Annotated in this window: 15 protein-coding genes and 1 riboswitch; of the genes, 4 read left to right on the forward strand and 11 right to left on the reverse strand. The window is 68.1% G+C overall.

Annotated features, from left to right (window positions below; genetic code table 11):
* Positions 1-30: 30 nt before the first annotated feature.
* The 6 genes from FB478_RS09420 to FB478_RS09445 form a co-directional block, all read right to left on the reverse strand.
* On the reverse strand, positions 31-744 hold the full coding sequence (locus FB478_RS09420; RefSeq protein ID WP_018771239.1) for a hypothetical protein: 714 nt from the start codon (positions 742-744) through the stop codon (positions 31-33).
* Positions 745-749: 5 nt separating this feature from the next.
* Positions 750-910: riboswitch (cyclic di-AMP (ydaO/yuaA leader) on the reverse strand.
* A 207-nt stretch (positions 911-1,117) separates the two neighbouring features.
* Positions 1,118-3,181 carry a glycosyltransferase family 39 protein gene (locus FB478_RS09425; RefSeq protein ID WP_144600266.1) on the reverse strand — a complete coding sequence of 688 codons (2,064 nt, stop codon included), beginning with the start codon at positions 3,179-3,181 and terminating at the stop codon, positions 1,118-1,120.
* Positions 3,182-3,187: 6 nt separating this feature from the next.
* On the reverse strand, positions 3,188-5,329 hold the full coding sequence (locus FB478_RS09430; RefSeq protein ID WP_144600267.1) for a glycosyltransferase family 39 protein: 2,142 nt from the start codon (positions 5,327-5,329) through the stop codon (positions 3,188-3,190).
* A complete protein-coding gene (locus FB478_RS09435) occupies positions 5,326-6,672 on the reverse strand; it encodes a bifunctional glycosyltransferase family 2/GtrA family protein (RefSeq protein ID WP_018771236.1) in 1,347 nt (448 codons plus the stop codon). The genes FB478_RS09430 and FB478_RS09435 overlap by 4 nt, the downstream gene beginning before the upstream one ends.
* A 141-nt stretch (positions 6,673-6,813) precedes the next feature.
* Positions 6,814-8,289 (reverse strand): HAMP domain-containing sensor histidine kinase, encoded by a 1,476-nt coding sequence (locus tag FB478_RS09440; RefSeq protein WP_144600268.1) that lies wholly within the window; start codon positions 8,287-8,289, stop codon positions 6,814-6,816.
* A gap of 13 nt (positions 8,290-8,302) precedes the next feature.
* Positions 8,303-9,043, reverse strand: coding sequence for a response regulator transcription factor (locus FB478_RS09445; RefSeq protein ID WP_018771234.1), 741 nt, complete (start codon positions 9,041-9,043; stop codon positions 8,303-8,305).
* Positions 9,044-9,269: 226 nt separating this feature from the next.
* On the opposite strand from FB478_RS09445, the gene FB478_RS09450 reads away from it, so the two are divergent.
* The 3 genes from FB478_RS09450 to FB478_RS09460 all read left to right on the forward strand — a co-directional run bounded on the left by FB478_RS09450 (position 9,270) and on the right by FB478_RS09460 (position 12,261).
* The gene (locus FB478_RS09450) at positions 9,270-10,217 is read left to right on the forward strand and encodes a hypothetical protein (protein ID WP_144600269.1); all 948 of its coding nucleotides are present in this window, start codon (positions 9,270-9,272) and stop codon (positions 10,215-10,217) included.
* A gap of 568 nt (positions 10,218-10,785) precedes the next feature.
* A complete protein-coding gene (locus FB478_RS09455; protein WP_144600270.1) occupies positions 10,786-11,652 on the forward strand; it encodes a winged helix-turn-helix domain-containing protein in 867 nt (288 codons plus the stop codon).
* An 81-nt stretch (positions 11,653-11,733) separates the two neighbouring features.
* Positions 11,734-12,261 carry a histidine phosphatase family protein gene (locus tag FB478_RS09460; RefSeq protein WP_026266065.1) on the forward strand — a complete coding sequence of 176 codons (528 nt, stop codon included), beginning with the start codon at positions 11,734-11,736 and terminating at the stop codon, positions 12,259-12,261.
* A gap of 15 nt (positions 12,262-12,276) precedes the next feature.
* Here FB478_RS09460 and FB478_RS09465 read toward each other — a convergent pair whose 3' ends face one another.
* On the reverse strand, positions 12,277-13,215 hold the full coding sequence (locus FB478_RS09465) for a LysR family transcriptional regulator (protein WP_144600271.1): 939 nt from the start codon (positions 13,213-13,215) through the stop codon (positions 12,277-12,279).
* Positions 13,216-13,287: 72 nt separating this feature from the next.
* Between FB478_RS09465 and FB478_RS09470 the strand changes: the two genes are divergently transcribed.
* Positions 13,288-14,292 (forward strand): EamA family transporter, encoded by a 1,005-nt coding sequence (locus tag FB478_RS09470; protein ID WP_144600272.1) that lies wholly within the window; start codon positions 13,288-13,290, stop codon positions 14,290-14,292.
* Between the two features lie 493 nt (positions 14,293-14,785).
* On the opposite strand, the gene FB478_RS09480 is transcribed toward FB478_RS09470, so the two are convergent.
* From FB478_RS09480 to FB478_RS09495, 4 genes are all read right to left on the reverse strand, one after another.
* Complete coding sequence (locus tag FB478_RS09480) at positions 14,786-15,433, reverse strand: TetR/AcrR family transcriptional regulator (protein ID WP_018771229.1); 648 nt, start codon at positions 15,431-15,433, stop codon at positions 14,786-14,788.
* Positions 15,430-17,466 (reverse strand): YhgE/Pip domain-containing protein, encoded by a 2,037-nt coding sequence (locus FB478_RS09485; protein WP_144600273.1) that lies wholly within the window; start codon positions 17,464-17,466, stop codon positions 15,430-15,432. The genes FB478_RS09480 and FB478_RS09485 overlap by 4 nt, the downstream gene beginning before the upstream one ends.
* A complete protein-coding gene (locus tag FB478_RS09490) occupies positions 17,463-18,164 on the reverse strand; it encodes an ABC transporter ATP-binding protein (RefSeq protein ID WP_144600274.1) in 702 nt (233 codons plus the stop codon). Before FB478_RS09490 ends, FB478_RS09485 begins: the two co-directional genes overlap by 4 nt.
* Before the next feature lie 67 nt (positions 18,165-18,231).
* Positions 18,232-19,686, reverse strand: coding sequence for an NAD(P)/FAD-dependent oxidoreductase (locus tag FB478_RS09495; RefSeq protein ID WP_144600275.1), 1,455 nt, complete (start codon positions 19,684-19,686; stop codon positions 18,232-18,234).
* Positions 19,687-19,734: the final 48 nt, after the last annotated feature.

The following is a 19,734-nucleotide window of genomic DNA, read 5'->3' on the forward strand; positions in this document are numbered from 1 at the left end:
CGGCATCGCTGCCGCCGGGGGGAGGAGTGCCTAGTACCAGTTGTGGGCCAGGTGGAAGTTCAGGGCACCACAGGGCGACTGGTAGCTCTTCTTGATGTAGTCCAGGCCCCAATTGATCTGCGTGCGGTAGTTGGTGAGGTAGTCCGCGCCGGCGCTTGCCATCTTCTCAGCGGGCAGGGACTGGACGATGCCGTATGCCCCGCTGCTGGAATTGGTGGCCGTGGTGGTCCAGTCGGACTCCTTGGTCCACAGCGTCTGCAGGCACTGCATCTGGTCCGGTCCCCAGCCAAACGCCCCCAGCTGGCTGGCGGCGTACGCTTGGGCGCCTGCAGGATCGTTAACCGCGACGGCGCGAGCCGGCTCAGGTGCGGGGGCGGGCTCAGGCGCCGGGGCCGGGGCAGGCGCTGCGGGTGCTGCCGGTGCCGCTGCGGGGGCCGGTTCCGCTGCCTGCGGTGCCACGCTGATGGCAGCGGGCGCGGGGCTTGCTGCCGGGTTGGAGCGGATCTCGCTCTTCTCGATGCTCATTTGAGCGTCGGACGCTGACGTGGAAGGGTTGGACGCGGTGGATGACACCGGAGTCATGCTGCTGGTGGCCTGTCCTGCCGCGCCTACCCCCACCAGCACCGCGCACGATGCTGCAAGGACGGCGGCGCGCTGGCCCAGGGTGGTCTTCTTGGCCTGCTGCGCGGCCCTGTGTTTAGCCTTGGCCTGCAGCAGGCGTGCTTCTGCCGTGTTTTTGGACATGATTGATCGCCTCTCACACCTGCGGAGTTAGCTGTCGGGTTCGGATGAGGGCATCCGGCCGTACGGAAAGATCACGTACTGGCTTAACCCCAAGGGCATTCAATGCCCGGGACGGTGGGTCCCCCGCCTCTGCCGTAGCTCAATCGGAATCCGGGGAAGCGGCAGAGCTTGGCGTCGACCCGGGATATGCGGCCCGAACGGGGGCCGCACCCAATCGACGCTACAGGAAGTGCACGCGAAAGTCACATTTAGGTAACGGAAGTCACGATCCTCAGCGCGTTGATTTGCCGGATTCCCCGTTCGTAACCTCGGTCCCATTGGGGTATGGCCGCCCCATTTCATGAGCGCAGCGCGCCGACCGTTACAGTTCCCGTTACCCAGCCAACAGGTAGACGGTGGTGCCGCCAATGCTCTGCGCCGTGAAGTTGTTCGCCACCCACTGGGCGATCTGGGCGGCAGCGTCCGAACCGGTACTGGCCCGGATGGTTCCGCCTGTGATGAAGTAGTGGATCTTTCCCTGGGACACCAGATCCTGGAACTCCGCCAAGGTAGGGGCGGGATCTGTGCCGTTGAACCCACCCACCGCCATGACCGGCAGTTCCGTTGCCAACTGGTAACCGGCAGCGTTGTTCGAACCCACCACTGCCGCTGCCCAGGTGTAGCCTGAGGCGCCATTCCTGAGTGCTGCCACGAGTTCCGCGGACGGCGTTGGGGCGCCCAAGAGGCCTCCCAAGGCTCCGCCTCCGCGACCACTTGCAGCAGCGGTTCCGCCGGGAAGTGTTCCTCCGGGCGCGCCCTGCTGGCGGGCCGTGTTTCCCTGGGTTGCTGGCTGCCTGGTGCTGCCTGTCCCGGTCCCGCCAAGGCCGGTCCGGCCAGGGCCCGTCCCGCCAGGGCCGAAGCCCGACGACGGCCCGGCACTGACTATCGCCCCGCTGTGCGTTGTCGACGCCGTGGAAAGGGAGTACGCCAGCGGCCCGGTGAGCGACGCCGCAATGGCGAGCGCCGCCGTCGTCCGCTGCACGGCACGCCAGCGCAGGAACCTGCCGAACGCCACGCCCGCTGCGGCCGCCAGGCCTCCGGAAAGGACCAGCCAACGCAGCCCCGCGCCGTAGGCGGACGTGGTGCCAAGCAGCTGGAAGGCCATCAGGGCGGCCGCGGCCACCGCTGCGGCCAGCAGGAGTGCGGCGGGTGGCTGCTGCCGGTGCTGCCACAGGAGGACCGTGCCCAGCCCCGCAAGCCCGGCGATCCCCGGCGCCAGCGCCACGGCGTAGTAAGGGTGGATGATGCCCGCCATGAAGCTGAAGACCAGGCCCGTCACCAGCACCCACAAGCCCCAGATGATGACGGCGGTGCGGACCGCATCCGTCCGCGGTGCCCGCCGGCCCAACCACAGCAGGCCCGCCGCAAGGATCAGGGCGGACGGCAGCAGCCACGCGATCTGGCCGCCGAACTCGCTGTTGAACATCCGGAGCAGCCCGGGATCTCCCCAGCCGTTGCCGCCGCCCACACTGCCGGTCTCGTCGCCCGTCAGCCGGCCCAGCCCGTTGTAACCCAGCGTGAGCTCCAGGATGGAGTTGTTTTGCGATCCGCCGATGTAGGGACGCAGGCCGGCCGGCGTCAGCTCCACCGCCAGGAGCCACCACCCGGCGGAGGCCACCATGGCCGCTCCCGCCGCGGCCAGCCGGAGCAGGCGCCGCGGGAGCCTGTGCGGGCCTGCCAGCGCGTAGGCGATGGCGAATCCCGGAACCACCAGCAGGACCTGCAGCTGCTTGGCCAGGAAGCCGAAGCCCAGGAACACTCCGGCCAGCAGGAGCCAGCGCAACCGGTCCTCCTGGACTGCACGGAGGACCGCGTAGGCGGCTGCCGTCATGAGCAGCACCAGCAGGGCGTCCGGGTTGTTGAAGCGGAACATCAGCGTGGCAACGGGGGTGAGGGCCAGGACGGCTGCGGCGATCAGTCCTGCGCGGTGCGCCAGCCGTGGATCGGCCGTGGCAGGCGCCGCGGCCCGCCGTACGGCCAGGTAGAGCAGCCAGGCGGTGCCGACGCCCATCAGCGCCTGGGGGACCAGGATGCTCCAGGAACTGAGGCCGAAGATCCGGACGGACAACCCCATGACCCACAACGACGCCGGCGGCTTGTCCACCGTGATGGCGTTGGCGGCGTCGGAGGAGCCGAAAAACCAGGCCGCCCAGTCCTGCGATCCGGCCTGGGCCGCGGCGGAATAGAACGCGTTGGCCCAGCCGGATGCTCCAAGGTTCCACAAGTACAGCACGGCGGTCCCGGCCAGCACCGCTGCCAGTTCCAGCCGCCGCCGGAGCGCCCGCGGGTCCGGCCGGAAGCGGGCCGGGACAGGATGATGCGCGGCGGCAGGAGCACCGGCAGGGTGTCCGGTGTGGACCGACGCAGTGTGGACGGACACTGGGTAGTGGCTGGCCATTGAGTCCTACTTGGTGAGTTGGTACACGGTGGAGTTGCCTACGGTCTGGGCCTGGAAGTTGGCCTGGACCCAGGCGGCCACCTCTGAATTGCCGCGGCCACCCATGCCGCCGCCTCCCATGCCACCGCCTTGGATGAAGTAGCCGATCTCGCCCTTGGCCACCATGTCCTGGAACTGGGCGAGCGTGGGGTAGGGGTCCCCGCCGTTCCAACCGCCCAGGGCAATGACGTTGGTGTTCGTGGCGAGTTCCAGGCTGGCTGCCTGGCTGGCGCCGGAGACGATCGCGGACCACTTCGTGGTGGTGGCCTTCAGGAGTGCCGCCACCGCCGCATCTGCGGATCCTTCGCCCGGGCCCCCGGCGCCGCCGGCGCCCCCGGTACCGCCGGGGCCGGCTGCGCCGTCGATGCCGCCGAAGGGATCGAGTCCACCCGCGCCGTTGGCAGCGTCAGTGGCGGCCTCCCTGCCGTCAGCCCGTGCGCCGCCGAATCCAGCGGCACGGTTGCCGAAGCCACCCGCGGACGAACCCGCCGGGCCCGACGTCGGAATGGAACCGGAGTGGGCGGAAGCAGCGGTGGCGAGGGTCCACCCCGCTGTCCCAAGACCGCCGGCCAGGAGGGATACGACGACGACGGCGGCCGCACCGGCCCGGCGGAACCGTCCGGAGGCGCCCAGTTTCGAGGTGCCCGGTTTTGAGGTGCCCAGTGCATCGAGGCGGAGGAGGATTGCGGCGGCGGCGAGGACGCCGAGCACGATGATGGCGACCCGCAGCCAGGGGAGCCACGACGTGTCGCGGCCCAGCAGGACTGCCGACCACACAGAGGTGCCGAGGACGGTCACGGCGAGGACGATCCGGGCCGGCCAGTAGCTGCGGCCACGCCAGAGCTCCACTGCGCCTATGCCCACCAGCGCTGCGATCGCCGGCGCCAGTGCCACTGAGTAGTAGGGATGGACAATGCCGCTCATGAAGCTGAAGACACCTCCGGTGACCACGAGCCAGCCGCCCCACAGGATCAGGGCCGCGCGGCCCGGGGAGGTGCGTACTTCCCGGCGCGTGAACCAGAGGCCTGCCACCAGCAGGACCAGGGCGGCGGGCAGAAGCCACGAGACCTCACCGCCAAAGCTGGTGCCGAACATCCGCAGCAGCCCGGCCGCCCCGCCGAATCCGGCGTTGCCGCCGCCGAAGCCGCCTCCGGGACCGCCGGCAGCAGCACCCCCGGCCCCGCCGGGCATGCCCTCGCCGGAACCGGTGAGACGGGCCAGTCCGTTGTAGCCGAACGTCAGTTCAAGGAAGCTGTTGGTGCTGGACCCTGCCATGTACGGCCGCTCGGAGGCCGGTGTCAGCTGGAACAGGGCGATGTAGCTGCCGGCAACCACGACGATTCCGCCCAGCGCGCCAAGCAGGTGCACCAGCCGGCGCCCCATCGGCGTGGGTGCGGCCCACAGATAGGCCAGTCCCAGCGCGGGAACAATCAGGAAGCCCTGCAGCATCTTGGTCAGGAATGCCAGGCCAACCACGGCGCCGGCGGCCACCAGCCACTTCCAACCCGCCCTCTCAATGGCGCGGGTGGTGAAGTAGGCAGCAAGCACCAGGCACAGGGTGAGCATGGCGTCCGGGTTGTTGAACTTGAACATGAGCGCAGCCACCGGCGTCAGCGCCAGGGCAGCGCCGGCCAGCAGGCCTGCGGCAGGTCCCGAGACGCGTTTGACGGCCAAGTAGAGGAACCCGACGGCGGCCACCCCCATGAGTGCTTCCGGCACCAGCATGCTCAGTGGTGAAAAACCGAAGATGCGCCCTGCGAGGGCGGGGATCCAGAGTGCTGCCGGCGGCTTGTCCACCGTGATGGCGTTCCCTGCGTCCAGCGAGCCGAAAAGGAACGCCGTCCAGTCCTTGGTGCCGGCCTGGATGGCGGCTGCATAGAAGGAGTTTCCGTAGCCGGTTGCTGCCAGGTTCCACAGATACAGGACCGCCGTGGCTGCCAGGAGCCCCACGGCGGAAGGCCTCACCCAGCGGGGCTGCGCACCGAAGGCGTAGCGGGTCCAGCGGGGTGCGGTATCGGCCGCCCCGGGGGAGGAGGCAGCGTGGCCGGATGGCGACGGCTGCCGGCCGGCGGGTGAGCCGGCGTCCGCCGGCGAAATGGTGGAGGTCATGATGCTGCCGTTTCTGTCGAAGTGGGGGCGTCTTTGGTGGTCCGGTTGCCGTGGTTGCCGCGGAACACCCAGAGCCGGAACAGCAGGAACCGGACCGCCGTGGCTGCCAGGTTCGCCGCCACAACGGTGAGGACTTCCACCCACCGGTCAGGCGTCGTCGTCCGGTGTACAAAGGCGAGTGCTCCGGAGGTGAGCAGCAGGCCGATGCCGAACACGATCAGCCCTTCGAAGTGGTGCCGGACCGGGTTGCCGCCCTGGATGCCGAACGTGAAGCGCCTGTTGGCGCCAGTGTTGGCCACGGCGGTGATCAGCAGTGCAAGGAAGTTGGCCAACTGCGGGTCCATGAATCCCCGGCAGAACACGAAGATCAGGAGGTACGCCAGGGTTGAGGCGGCGCCAATCGCGGCGAACCGGACCAGCTGGCCGAAAAGGCTGCTGCCGCGTGTCTGCTCACCGGACCGCGAGGACGCCGGGATCGGACCCCGTGCCAGGGCTGCGCGCAGTTCCGGGACCGGGATGCGACCGTAGACCAAGTCGCGGGTGAGCCGGGCCATTCCCCTCACGTCGGCCAGTGCTGTGCGTACCACGTCCACGCTGGAATCGGGATCGTCGATCCAGTCAACGGGGACCTCATGGACACGCAGGCCGCAGCGTTCGGCGAGGACCAAAAGCTCGGTGTCGAAGAACCAGGAGTTGTCCACGGTGTAGGGCAGGATCTGCTGGGCGACGTCGGCGCGGATGGCTTTGAACCCGCACTGCGCGTCGCTGAACCGCGCGCCCATGAACGAGTGCAGCATCATGTTGTAGCTGCGTGAGATGAACTCCCGCTTGGGCCCGCGGACGACGCGGGAGTTGCGGGTCAGCCGGGTGCCGATGGCGAGGTCCGAATGCCCGGAAATCAGGGGCGCCAGCAGCGGCGGCAGGGCGGCGAGGTCGGTGGAAAGGTCCACGTCCATGTAGGCCAGCACCGGTGACGGGGAGGCCAGCCACACTTTGCGCAGGGCGTTGCCGCGGCCCTTCTCATCCAGGTGGACCGCCACGAGCTCAGGGAACTCCCGGGCCAGCCGCTCGGCGATCTTCAGGGTTCCATCCGTGCTGGCGTTGTCCGCCACGGTGATCCGGAAGCTGTGTGGAAAGGTATCCAGCAGGTGCCCGTGGAGCCGGCGAAGGCATTCCTCAAGGTCACGTTCCTCGTTGAAAACGGGAATGGTCACGTCAAGGACGGGGACGGTGGTACGGGTGTCCACGGGTGCGCGCCGCGCGGCATGTCCGCGGGAAGGAAGGCCCGCCGGGGCCACCGCGGCGTCCGGCAGGGTTCCTGAAGTGGAGTCGGTGAGCGTCATGGATCAACAGTGGCGCCGCCGGATTTGAGGGCTTTAGGCGCAACCTGTGATGTGCCTGTGTAACTGGCGCTGTGCAACCGGCGCTGTGCAACTGGCGCGGGCTTGGCCTTCAGTGGCCACCGCCCTCTGCGTGTGTGGCGGTCAGGCGGCGGCGGGTCCGGGCACGGGAAGGCGGACCGCAAACTCGGTCCTGCCTGGCCGGGACACCAGTTCCACCGTGCCTCCGTGGGCCATGACGATGGATTCGACGATGGACAGGCCCAGGCCCGACGAGCCTTCTGAGCCTGAGCGGGCGGCGTCGGCCCGGGTGAAGCGCGAAAAGATGTTGCCCTGGAATTCGGCGGGGATGCCGGGCCCGTCGTCGGTAACCGTCACCACCACGCTCCCATCGGCCGAGCGCATCAACCCGGTGGTTACGGTGGTGCCGGCCGGTGTGTGCTTCCGGGCGTTGGACAGCAGGTTGGCCAGCACCTGGTGCAGCTGGGTGGCATCCCCGCGGACCGTGACGGGCTCATCGGGCAGCGTCAGCTGCCACGTGTGGTCCGGGGCCATGATCTTTTCATCGCTGACGGTTTCCACCACCAGCTGGGTAAGGTCCACATCGGTGGTTTCGGTTGCCTTGCCCTCATCAAGCCTGGCCAGCAGGAGCAGGTCCTCCACCAGCGCGGTCATGCGCTCGGACTGGCTTTGGACGCGGCCCAGTGACTTCCGGCCGTCCTCGGTAAAGGTCTCGGTCATGCGCATCAGCTCGGTGTACCCGCGGATGGCGGTCAGGGGCGTCCTGAGCTCATGGGAAGCGTCCGCAACGAACTGGCGCACCTTCATCTCGCTGCGCTGCCGGGCCTCCAGGGCGCTGGAGACGTTGTCCAGCATCAGGTTCAGGGCATGGCCCACGCTGCCCACCTCGGTGGTGGGATGCGCTGCGGACGGCGGTACGCGCACGGCAAGCGCCACCTCGCCGGCGTCGAGGGGCAGTTTGGAGACCTTGGTGGCGACGTCGGACAGCTGTTCCAGCGGACGCATGGTCCGGCGGATCAAGGCAGTGCCCGCAAGCCCGATCACGACCAGGCCGCCCAGTGACACCAGCACCATCGTGAGCACCAGCGAGGCCTCGGTGCTTTGTTTCGTTGCCAGCGGCAGGCCGGTGATCACCACGTCGCCGTAAGGGGTGGCCGTGGCCATCAGCCGGTAATCGCCGTTGGACAGCTTGCGGTCCACGGGAAGGCCATTGCGGGGCAACGCCTGCAGGGTGGCCACATCGGCGGAAGTCAGCGCCGTGCGGGTGGCATCGGAAGACAGGAAGCCCGCCTCCCGGCTGACCTGGCCGCCCACCACCCGTGCGTTGAGCGTCCCCACACTCTGGCCCCGGGCATCGAGGGGGTCCGGTCGGCCGGACGGGTTGCCCTCCGGCGGCCGTCCGCGGGAGGCCAGCATCAGCTGCGAGTCCAGCTGGTTGGTCAGGACCACATCCATGGAGGCGTAGCTGACCACGCCGATGGCGCTGGAGATGGCCACCAGGAGCGCCATGGAGAGCAGGATCAGGCGGGTGCGGAGGTGCCAGGTGGACGGGTTGAACCAGGACCGGCCGGTGGGCCGGGGGACACCGGAAAGGGACACGCGTTTCCTTTGGCTAGTCTGCGGGCTTGATGACGTAGCCTGCTCCGCGCACGGTGTGGATCATCGGCGGATGGTTGGCTTCGATCTTCTTGCGCAGGTAGGAAATGTACAGTTCCACGATGTTCGCCTGGCCGCCGAAGTCGTAATCCCAGACGTGGTCCAGGATCTGGGCCTTGCTGACCACGCGCTTGGGGTTTTCCATCAGGTACCTGAGGAGCTCGAACTGTGTTGCCGTCAGCTGGATCCCTTCCCCGGCACGGGTGACTTCACGGGTGTCCACATTGAGCACCAGGTCGCCGACCACCAGTTCGGCAGTGTCCATGGCGGCCACGCCGGAACGCTGCACCAGCCGGTGCAGGCGCAGCAGGACTTCCTCCATGCTGAAGGGCTTGGTGACGTAGTCGTCCCCGCCGGCGGCCAGTCCCACAATGCGGTCCTGGACGTCGTCTTTGGCCGTCAGGAAGAGCGCAGGCACCTCCGGCGCAAAGGCGCGGATCCTGCCCAGCAGCTCCACGCCGTCGAACCCCGGCAGCATGACGTCCAGCACCAGGACATCCGGGTGGAAGTCCTTGGCGAGCTTGACGGCAGTGGGACCGTCCGCTGCCACGGCCACAGACCAGCCCGCCATGCGCAGGCCCATGCTCATGAGCTCGGACAGGCTCGGCTCGTCATCCACCACCAGGGCGCGGATCGGCGACCCGTCCGGGTGGGTGAGCTGGGGAAGGTTGTTGGTCATGGAGTGCGGGGATGCCATGGGACAACTCTCCGATCTGTCGGTTTGCCGACGCTTTGCCGTTGCTGTGCTCCAGCTGTGAGGTCCAGCCTAGCCACCTGAACCCACCGCAAGCTCTGCCTTGGGGATGCGGCCCCGAAGGTCACAGGCAGGCTTGGCCTGCCGCACAGCCGCCGCACAGCATGGCGGCAGACCCTGTTGGAACAACAGCATCACCACCATCAGTTTCAACTTCTTGGAGAAAGCCATGGATCAGCAAGATGACCGCGCCGTCCCCGGGGCATCGGGGCAACCCGGCGCCTCAGGACACGCGCCCCAGCCGGCTCCAGTCTGGGGCGGGGCAGCCGACGGCACCGACCGGGACGGGGCAGCCACAGGATGGGGTGTCCCCGCAGGCAGTACCAGCGGCCGCGGGGAGCCGGCCCGGTCACCCCAGGGGCAGCCTGTGCAGGGTTGGGGTTCATCCGCTTCCGCTGCGCCTTCCGCAGGCTGGGGAACGACGGCGGCACCTGGCCAGGCGCCAAACGCCGGCGGTGGGTGGGGCGTGCCGCAGCCGTACGCCTCCGGCACGTCTTCCCGTTCCGGGAAAGGAAACTGGACCGCGAAGAAGGGCCTGTTGGTAGGCGGCGTGGCGGTGGTTGTGGGCGCCGCGGCCGGTGCCGGCGCCTACGCTGCCGGAAACGGTGCCACTGCGGCGTCCGCGAACAACGGCCAGGGCACAGGTGCCGCGGGCCAGTTGGGCCCGGGAGGACAAAGCGGCATGACCGGACAGGGCGGCATGATGGGCCCCGGCGGCATGGGCATGGACGGCGGCCCCGGTGGCCTGGGGATGGGAGCGGCCGGCCTGAACGCTGCCGTCCACTCCGAATACGTGGTCCTCCAGGATTCGACCTACGTGACCATGGCGGGCCAGACAGGCACGGTCACGGAGGTTTCCGCGACCTCCCTGACCGTCAAGAGCGGGGACGGCTTCTCCCGTACCTATGCGGTCGGTTCCGGCGTGCAGGTCACGCAGGGAATGCGGCAGCGGGGCAGTGCATCCACCAGCAGCTCGCTCAGCATGTCCAACGTGACCACAGGAGCGGGCGTCCGGGTGACGGCCGTGAAGGATTCGGACACCTACACCGCCCAGACCATCCAGCTGGCAACATCCGGCACGGCAACCACTCCGGGCTCCGGAGCAAGCAGTAACTGACACGCAAAGACGAACGGGGCGAACCATATGGGGCCGGGCACTCGACGGTCCCGCGGCAAAAAAATTCTGGAGGAGAGGCAATGTCGGCTGGACAGGAGAGGGGCCTGTCCAGCCGATTCTATGTCAAACGGTTGAATTTCAGAGAGATTCGGTCAAATCTGATTCGAGCGAATAATGTTCTGCAAACGGGTAGATAGAAGGCCGTTCACCGGATAAGCATCAAAAATAAATCCCTCTTCCGAAATAGTGATCTACCGCACAATTCTGCGTTTCGTCTCACAATGCGGACGATTTGGTCCATTGTTACTTGCAAGTTGGCATTGTTACGCTGCACACTTCCAATGTGAACAAGAACTCAACAGCACCTGCAGCCGCAGAATATTGGCCCAGCACATCCGCTGCTGCCGACATGCGCTGTTGTCGAATGCACGCCTGACCTTCCCACCCAACGAAGTTCTTAGGCATTCGCCCCCAAGCCCAGCGTCGGGCGCCCATCCCCGGTTCCTGTGACGGGGAAGCCAGCATTCGAGCCGCGAAAACGGCCATTTCACATTGAGGTAAGCATTTCATGTCAGTTGCATCCGGATACGTCCACATCTCAGTCCGTAACGCCGCCAAGGCAGGCCAGCCCTCCGGCCTTCGTCCCGGTTTCGGCCTGCGCCCGGCACTCGCTCCCTCCACTCCCGGAAGCAGCTTCCCCGGCCAGGGTTTCGCCCCGCAGGGATACAACCCCAACTCATACGGGCAGCTCCGCGCCGTACATCCCGCAGACTCCGCGCCGGTGACCGCTCCCACCCCCGTCGTTCCCGGCGCCAACGAGGTCCGCCCTGTCGCCAACGAGAACGTCGCCCGCGGTTTCGTCCTCTACATGGGCATCGACGAGGAGACCGCGGCAGCAGCCGGAACCTCCATCGCCAAGCTCGCACAGGAAATCCGCGCATACGCCCAGTCGCTGGTCTCCGGCGCCGAAAGCTACGCCGCCGTCGCAGTAGCCCCGGCCGGCACCCCCGGTTCCGCTCTCGACGTCGTCCGTTCCACCTTCGGCGACCCCACCGTGAACTCCCGCCAGCGCTCGGAAACCCCGCGCCCTGCCCAGCCGCAGGAACCCCGCCCCTCCGGCGTGCTCATCGACCTCGCCCGCCGCGAAGTCCACCTCGACGGCGAATCCCTGAACCTGACGTTCAAGGAGTTCGAACTCCTCAACTACCTCGTCGAAAACGGAACCCGCACCGTGGGCCGTGACGAACTGCTCGAAGGTCTCTGGCGCAACGCCGAAGAGGTTCCCAACGAGCGCACCATCGACGTCCACATCCGCCGCCTCCGCTCCAAACTGGGCCGCCTCGCCAACACCGTCCGCACCGTCCGCGGCCAGGGCTACCGGTTCTACGAGCACCCGGAAGTTGTTGTCTGGGCCGCTCCGGAGTACTCGATCTAGTTCCTCTGTACGGGAGGCGCCCGCCCTCTGGGGATCCTCGTGTCACTGTGGGCATGCTTTTGCTGGGGCTAGGCTTGGGCCATGAGTTCGCACCATGTCCGACGCCTTGTGATCATGCGCCACGCCAAGGCCGACTGGCCCGGCGGGGTGGCCGACCATGAGCGGCCGCTCGAGGAGCGCGGGCACCGGGAGGCGCCGCTGGCCGGCCGCTGGCTGCTCAAGCACAACATCGTCCCGGACTTCATCCTGTGCTCCAGCGCGCTCCGCACGCGGCAGACCTGCACCTGGGTCTGCTCCGAACTCGGCGACAAAGCGCCGACGCCCAAGCTGGAAGACGGCCTGTATGCGGCCTCGGCCCTCCGCATGCTCACCGTGGTCAACCACGTGCCGGACACCGTGACCACCCTGATGGTGATCGCGCACCTGCCCGGCGTGCAGGACCTGGCCATGCACCTCGCCTCCCGCGACTCCGACCACGACGCCTACATGGACGCCGCCACCCGCTTTCCCACCAATGCGCTTACCGTCCTGGAGACGGAGAAGACGTGGGCGGAACTCGATGGGCAGGATGCCCGGATCACCCGCTTCAAGGTGCCCCGGGCCCACTAGCCCCAGCCTCACCAGCTACCGGGCCCACTGGCTACCAGCCTCACCGGCTCCTGGCCCATCCGCCGCGATGCCGCGCAGCAGCGCCGCGACGTGCCTGATGCCCGGACTGGCCGTCATGGTCCTGCGATAGACCAACCCCACCTGCCGCGCCTGGACCGGATTGACCACTGGAATTGCGACGACGTCCGGAGGCAGCGCCGGGCGTCCCAGCCGGGGCACCAGTGCAACCGCCACGCCCTGCTCCACGAAAGCGATGTGCGTGGCAAAATCAGGATCGTAAACCCTGATGTCCGGAACCCGGCCCAGGTCGGCGAAGATCCGCAGGAGCGCTTCATTGCAGATCGCGCCGGCCGGCGTACTGATCCAGCGCTCGTCGACAAGCTGGGCAGGGTCAACTTCCGCCCTAAGTGCGAGTGGATGCCCGCGGTGGACCAGGACATCGGCCACGTCCTCGCACAGCCACTCCAGCGCCAGGTGCTCAGGGATCACCAGCGGGACGGAGTTCCAGTTGTGCACCAGGCCCAGGTCGGCTTCGCCGTTGGCTACCCTGGCTACGGCCTCGCGCGGGTCCTCCGCCAGGACGGAAATGTCGAGCGCCGCCCCCGACTGCCCAACCTGGGCCAGCAGAGGCCCCACCAGTCCGCGGCAGGCAGTGGAAAAGGAAGCGATGCGGAGGCTGCCGCTGGGCTTTGCCGGGTCTGCCAGCAGCGTGGACTCCAACTCCTCCAGCTCTGCCAAGATGCGCCGCCCGTAAGCCGCCAGGGCCAGCCCCCGCTCGGTGAGCAGAACCCCGCGGCCGCGGCGTTCCAGGACAGCGAAGCCGCCCTCTTTCTCCAACTTCTTCACCTGCTGGGACACGGCGGACGGGCTGAATCCCATGGCTTCCGCCGCCGCAATAACCGTCCCGTGCTGCTCGATTGCCGCAAGGGCGCGCAGCGACCCGATGTCGATCATGAAGAAAACGTACACGATTCAGTGCTGAATTACGCGCTGGTGCTTCATTGATACCTCTGCCAGAGTGGGAGCGTGAGCCTGCGCGAATCCCTCCTTGCCGTCCTTGTAGCCCTGCTGTGGGGCCTGAATTTCGTGGCCATCGACATCGGGCTCCACGCCGGCGGCCGGAATTTTCCCCCGTTGCTGTTCGTCGCGCTGCGTTTCGTCCTGGTGGTTGTCCCCTGGATCTTCTTCGTCAGGAAGCCGGACGTGGGCTGGAAGGCCATTATCGGCGTCGGACTTTTCATGAGCGCCGGCCAGTTCGGCCTTCTGTACCTTGCCATGGCGCTTGGCATGCCGGCCGGTCTTGCCTCGCTGGTGCTTCAGGCACAGGTGCTCCTGACCGTCCTGCTCGCCGCCGGGTTCCTGCATGAGCGGCCCAGCGCACGCCAGCTGGCGGGTGTCGGGCTGGGGGTAGCAGGACTCGCCCTGGTGGCCGTGGGACGAAGCGCCGTGGCACCGCTCCTGCCGCTGGTCATCGTCCTGGCGGCGGCACTGTCCTGGGCAGCCGGAAACGTCATTGCCCGGAAGGCCAGGGCTGCCTCCGGCCTGGGGCTGGTGGTCTGGTCTGGAGCTGTGGTGCCACTGCCGCTGGGGGCGTTGTCGCTGGTGGTTGACGGGCCGGGCGCCGTGTGGGACTCGCTGTCCAATCTCCAGGGGCCAACCATGCTCAGCGCCCTCTACACCGCTGTTTTCGCCTCACTGGTGGGCTACGGAATCTGGAACCGGCTCCTGGCCAGCCACCCGTCGTCGGCTGTTGTTCCGTTCACCTTGCTGGTCCCCGTGGTGGGCATGAGTGCTGCATGGCTGGTGCTCGGTGAGGTGCCGTCGCCAACGGAGCTGGCGGGCGGGCTGCTCCTCCTGGGCGGGGTGGCGACGGCGGTGCTCACCGGTGCAGGCAGGCGGCGTCAGCGTCGGGAAGCGGAGCCGCTCCCGGACCTGGGTGCCGGCCTGGCTGAGGGGGAGGCGGACGACGACGGGCGCCTAGCTGCCGTCGAAGAGCCGCCGGACGGTCTACGGGTGACGGAGGCCCGCTGAGGGGCGGAGGCCTGGTTGCCGGAGCGCGCGGAGGGGAGCGTTGCCTGGGGACTTCCGCGCCTGGCGGAGGAAGGCCTGCGGGCCGGGATTGTCTGGCCCCTTCCCGGCCATAATGCACCCAGGAAGAGGATCCCGAAGGTTCCGGCAAGGGCGCAGGCGGCACCCACGAAGTAGTTGTCGGGGTCGTCCGTGGGGAGTGGGGTGCCCAGGAATGAGGACTGGCCGCTGAACGCCAGCTCCCACGTGCTGACGAACGCCAGGGAGAAGCCGAGTGCCAGGGCGGTCCCGGCGCCCGCGGCCAGCAGGGCAAACCGCCGCCGCCTGACCAGGATCTCGGCAAGCGCGCCGAGGTAGGCCAGCCCCAGGACGCCCAGGAAAGCCAGGAAGACCGGTTCGGCCAGTGTCATCGCCGTGAGTACCAGCAGCCCCGCAGCGACGACGCCACAGATGACCGCGAACTTTCCGCTCTTCCCCGTATGGCGCATGTGCTCCATCATCCCCGAGGAGCCGGCTCCTTGAGGACGTAGCCGCGCATGATGGCCATGATTGCTGCAACACTTTGGTCACGGGTGCGCTCGGGGTTGTAGGTCTGCCGGTCCAGGCCCACCACGAAGCAGGCCCCAAAGATGGCCGTCTCCAGGCTGCCCCGGGACACCGATTCGTCCACGGGATAGGCCTTGGCCACCCTCTCCACGGCCTGGCCAATGACCTCCAGGAGCTCGCGGCGCAGGACCGAGAAGGTGCCCTGCCATTCGCTGGGGATCCGCCAGTTCTCGCTGACCCACAGGCGGGCGAAGGAAGGGTACTCGGCCATGAAATCCATGGCCTGGCCGATCATCGCTTCCATGGCCAGCAAGGGGTCCCGGCCGGTGCCTTCGCTGTCCGCGGCCTCGAGCAGCTGCGCCTTGAGGATGTCCACACCGTGCCGCAGAAGCTGCGCGATCAGCTCCGATTTGCTGCCGAAGTTGTAGTAGACGGTGCCCTTGGAGACCCCGGCCGCCGCTGCAATCTCATCCACCGTGACACTGGCCGCGCCGCGCTCGCCGATCAGCTCCATGGAGGCATCGAACAGTTTCTGGCGGGTGGCGTTGGTGCGGGCGGGCCGGAGCCCTTTGCCCGCGGCCGTGGGTTCGGTGCTCATACCGCGATCTCCGGTTTCAGTGTCTTGAGCGTCCAGTATTTGTTCTTGCGTACTGCGAGGGTGGACATGGCCGCCCCCAGCAGGGTGTAGCCCAGCAGGCCCGCCAGCGTGGGGGCAATCATGGACAGGTCACCGCCGTAAATCAGGTGCCGCATCCCGGTCACCACGTAACCCATGGGCAGGACCTGGTGCACCACGTGCAGCGGCTGCGGGGTGGTCTGCCACGGGAACGTGCCGCCGGATGACACCAGCTGCAGGACCAGCAGGATGAGCACCACCAGCTTGCCCGGCGAACCCAGCAGCGCCACCACACCCTGGATGAGCGCGCTGAACGCCATGGCAGCGGCGAGCATGAACAGCCACATCAGGACCGGGTGCGCCGGGTCCAGGCCCAGGGCTACGTCCACCACCAGGGTCAGCAGCGACGCCTGCACCACCGAGACCAGCAGGAAGGGAAGCCAGCCGCCCAACGCGACCTTCCACGACGGCGCGTTGGAGGCCAGTGCCCGCTGGGTGATGGGGCGCATGGCCTGGACCAGCATGAAGATCCCGATCCACAGGGCGAGCGTGAGGAAGAACGGCGCCAGCCCCGCACCGTACGATCCGGCCTTGGCCTGCGAGACGTTGCTGACCGCCACAGGGTCGGCCATGACCTGGGACAGGTTGCTCTTCTGGGCATCGTCCGGGTTGGGGACCTGGCCGGCGCCCTTCCCGATCTCGTCGGCGAGAGTACCGGACCCCGTCGCGGCCTGGGCCGCTCCGTCGGACACCTGCGCCGCCCCCGCATCCACCTTCCGTGCTCCGTCCGCAAGGCCGGCGGCACCGTCGACGGCGGACTGCTCACCGGCTGCCAGCGCGGCAGCGCCCGTGTGCAGCTGGTCAGCCCCTGCCGAGGCCTGCGCGATCGCGTCCCTGAGGGCCGGCATCCCGGCTGCCAGCTGGGCTGCGCCGACACTGACCGCCTCGGAACCGCTGGCCAGCTGCTGGACCTGGGCCGCATCCGTCTGGATCCTGCTTTTGGCCGCTGCCACGGGGCTGGATGCCGCGGCGGCGTCGAAATCCGCCAGCACCTTGTCCGCCTGCTCCTGCGTCAGGACGCCCGAGGCGACGAGCCTGCTGTTGGACTCCACCACCCGGGAGCGCAGTCCCTGGTCCGCTGCCTCCAGCTGCGCCGCCACATCCTGGACCTTGGCGTTCAACTGGGCGTTCCCGGCAGCCACCTGGGCGGCGCCGGACGCGAGGGTCTGGGTATCGGTTGGCAGGGTGGCCGTCTTGTCCTTCAGGACTGACAGTCCGCTGCTGAGCTGCCCCGCGCCGTCGGTCAGCTGGTTGGCGCCGTCCCGCAGCTTCAGCTGGCCGGCGTACAACTGGTCCGCCCCGCTGCTCAGGGCCGAGGTCCCCTCGTGGAGGGTGACCGTTCCGTCCCTGAGCGTGGCCACGCCGTCTGCCAGCCGGGTGGCACCGTCCGCGGCCTGGACCATCTTGGAGTGGATGGTGCCGAACCCGGTGAGCAGCTGGTTGGCGGTCTCCTCACCCACCTCCTTGGCGACACTGGAGTGCACGGCAGTGGTCAGCTTGTCCACGATCGTGCTCAGGAGGTAGTTGTTGGCGTCGTTCGTGGTCACGTTCAACATGGCCTGGCTGGCCGAGTCGAAGCTGCCGGGCGATACCAGGTTGGCCGAAAAGTCCTTGGGGATCTTCAGTGCGAAGGCGTACTGCCCGCTGCTCACACCCGCGTCGGCCTCCGTGGAGCTGGCCACCGGCACCCAGTGGAAGACATTGCCTTCCACCAGGCTGTCCGCCACTTTTGTTCCGGCCTCAAGCCGGCTGCCGTCCGCCGTGGTTGCGCCCGCATCCTCCACCACCAGGGCTGCGTCCAGGTTGTTGAGGTGGCCGTACGGATCCCAGTTCGCGTAGAGGTACACCGCGCCGTAGAGGAGGGGGACCATGGTCAGCGCCAGAATGGTCAGCTTGGGGAGCAGGCCGCCGGTCATGCGCTTGAGTTCGGAGCGGGCCAGCCGCAGGACAGTCACTTGGCAACCTCTGTTTCGAGTGGGGTTTCCTGGTTTTCCGGGTCCGGCCCGGCTTCCGCGGCAGGGGCCGGCTCCGGGGCGGCGTTGCCGATGGCGGCGACGGGCCCGTCCCATGAGCCGGGGACGGCGCTGACGGCCGCAACGACGGCAAGCGGCCGCCCGCCGTCGTACGCCAGCTGCTGCAGGCGCGGCAGCCAGGTGAGCTCATCTGCACTGTGGCGGTCCGGGGAATCCACCACCAGCAGGTCCGTGCGGGGGTTGGCCAGGGCCAGCGCCGTGAGGAGTTCGAGCCGCCGGCGGGGTTCAAGCTGTTCCGTCCAGAGGCCCGCGATGTCCTCGAACCGGTTGACCTTGAGCCACGGGCCGCTGAGCAATGCCCCACGGTAGCGCCGGGGTATCAGGGCCAGGTCCTCGGTCACCAGGTCGCGGACGCTGAGGTGTTCTTCAGGTTCATTGACGCCGGGGGAGTCCACCAGGGCCGCTGCCAGGCGGAGCTGCTTGGTCCGGGGACTGTTGTCCCAGCCGGCCTGGCCGCCCGAAGCCTTCATCCTCCCGCTGAGCAGGAGGGACAAAGCGGTGCGCTGGTCCTGGCGGTCACCGGTAACGAGCAGCAGTTCGCCGCGGCCCAAGGCCAGCGAGGTTGGCGGAAGCAGCGGGTCCCGGCGTCCTTTGGCATGGAGCTGGAGTGCTGAGAGCAAGGCTTGCCTTTCGCAGGAATGGTCTGCATCAAGGCTAACCGAACTGACTGGTCAGTTCAAATAAGTGTCACAGGCCGTACTTCTCCAGCAGCCGGAGCCACACCTCACTGATGGTGGGGTAGGAGGGGACGGCATGCCACAGGCGGTCCAGCGGCACCTCGCCCACCACGGCGATCGTGGCCGCGTGCAGCAGTTCCGCCACGTCCGGGCCGGCGAACGTTGCGCCAAGGAGGACCCGTCGGTCTTCATCAACCACCAGTTGGGCCCAGCCTTGGTAGTTCTCCGAATGGAGCGACGATCCGGCCACCTGGATGGGCAGCTCCACCGAGGACGCGTTGTACCCGTCCTTCCTGGCCGCCTGCAGGGTGCGTCCCACGCTGGCCAGCTCGGGGTCCGTGAAGACGACGCTGGGCACGGCGTGCTGGTTGGCCGTCTGGGCGAAGCGGGTCCACTCGCCGGGCGTGCCCTTGAGTTCGCCCCTGGCCCGTGCAGCAATGGCGTCAGCGGTGGCCCGCGCCTCGTACTTGCCCTGGTGGGTGAAAAGGTTATGGCCGGCGGCGTCTCCCACCGCGTACAGCCAGGGTTCGTCACCGGGGGTTCCCTGGACCAGGCCGGAGGTGTCCGTGGTGAGCGAAAGGTGCCCGGAGCCGTCCGGCTCGAACCCGACGCTCTCCAGGCCCAGGCCTTCGAGGGCCGGATGCCGGCCCGTTGAGACCAGGACCTTCTCGGCCGTGACGTCGGTTCCGTCGCCCAGGCTGACGGTGAGGGTGCCGTCGCCGTTCTCGCTGATGCGCTTGGTGGCGGTGTTCAAGCGGAGTTCGACGCCGTCCGCGCGCAGTCCCGCCGCAACCAGTGCCGCGGCCTCCTCCGGAAAGTTGCCCAGCAGCCCGCTGCGCGCCACCAGGGTCACGCTGGAGCCCAGGCGGGCGAAGGCCTGGGCCAGTTCGGCGCCGGCCACGCCGCCGCCCAATACTGCCAGGCGCTCCGGAACCTCGGCCGCCGATGTGGCTTCACGGGTTCCCCAGACCTGTACATCCTGCAGACCGTCGATGGGCGGGGTGTTGGGGGTGGAGCCGGTGGCGAGTACTACGGCATGCCGCGCCCGCAGCAGGTGGCGGGTACCGTCCAGGCCTGCCACCTCCACCGCCCTGGAGGCGGTCAGCCATGCATGGCCGCGCACCAGGTCGATGCCGGTGTCCTCCACCCATGAGACCTGGCTGTCGTCCTGCCAGTTGGAGGTGAAATAGTTTCGGCGTTCCAGGACGGCCGCGGCATCGAGGGTACGGGTGACTGCTTCCTTGGCGCCCGGCGTCGTCTGTGCTCCGTGCAGCGCGGTGCCGGGCCGCAGGAGTGCCTTCGATGGCATGCAGGCCCAGTAGGAGCATTCGCCGCCCACCAGTTCCGCTTCCACGAGCACGGCGGTGAGCCCGCCCTCCACAACGCGGCCGGCCACGTTTTCCCCCACGGCGCCTGCGCCGATAACAACAACATCAAATTCGCGCTCAGCGGCGTCGGGCATCATGTGCAAAGCCTAGCCGGGGATCACGGGCCCGGCTGCACAAAAAAGGTC

It is taken from the genome of Arthrobacter sp. AG367 (assembly GCF_007828995.1).
In the GTDB taxonomy this organism is placed as follows: domain Bacteria; phylum Actinomycetota; class Actinomycetes; order Actinomycetales; family Micrococcaceae; genus Arthrobacter.

Excerpts from the sequence above, each read along its gene's own strand:
- FB478_RS09480 (WP_018771229.1), bottom strand. The coding sequence starts at position 15,433 with ATGAGCACCGAACCCACGGCCGCGGGCAAAGGGCTCCGGCCCGCCCGC.
- FB478_RS09465 (WP_144600271.1), bottom strand. The coding sequence starts at position 13,215 with ATGATCGACATCGGGTCGCTGCGCGCCCTTGCGGCAATCGAGCAGCAC.
- FB478_RS09445 (WP_018771234.1), bottom strand. The coding sequence starts at position 9,043 with ATGGCATCCCCGCACTCCATGACCAACAACCTTCCCCAGCTCACCCAC.
- FB478_RS09450 (WP_144600269.1), top strand. The coding sequence starts at position 9,270 with ATGGATCAGCAAGATGACCGCGCCGTCCCCGGGGCATCGGGGCAACCC.
- FB478_RS09455 (WP_144600270.1), top strand. The coding sequence starts at position 10,786 with ATGTCAGTTGCATCCGGATACGTCCACATCTCAGTCCGTAACGCCGCC.
- FB478_RS09495 (WP_144600275.1), bottom strand. The coding sequence starts at position 19,686 with ATGATGCCCGACGCCGCTGAGCGCGAATTTGATGTTGTTGTTATCGGC.
- FB478_RS09430 (WP_144600267.1), bottom strand. The coding sequence starts at position 5,329 with ATGACCTCCACCATTTCGCCGGCGGACGCCGGCTCACCCGCCGGCCGG.
- FB478_RS09435 (WP_018771236.1), bottom strand. The coding sequence starts at position 6,672 with ATGACGCTCACCGACTCCACTTCAGGAACCCTGCCGGACGCCGCGGTG.
- FB478_RS09425 (WP_144600266.1), bottom strand. The coding sequence starts at position 3,181 with ATGGCCAGCCACTACCCAGTGTCCGTCCACACTGCGTCGGTCCACACC.
- FB478_RS09460 (WP_026266065.1), top strand. The coding sequence starts at position 11,734 with ATGAGTTCGCACCATGTCCGACGCCTTGTGATCATGCGCCACGCCAAG.
- FB478_RS09420 (WP_018771239.1), bottom strand. The coding sequence starts at position 744 with ATGTCCAAAAACACGGCAGAAGCACGCCTGCTGCAGGCCAAGGCTAAA.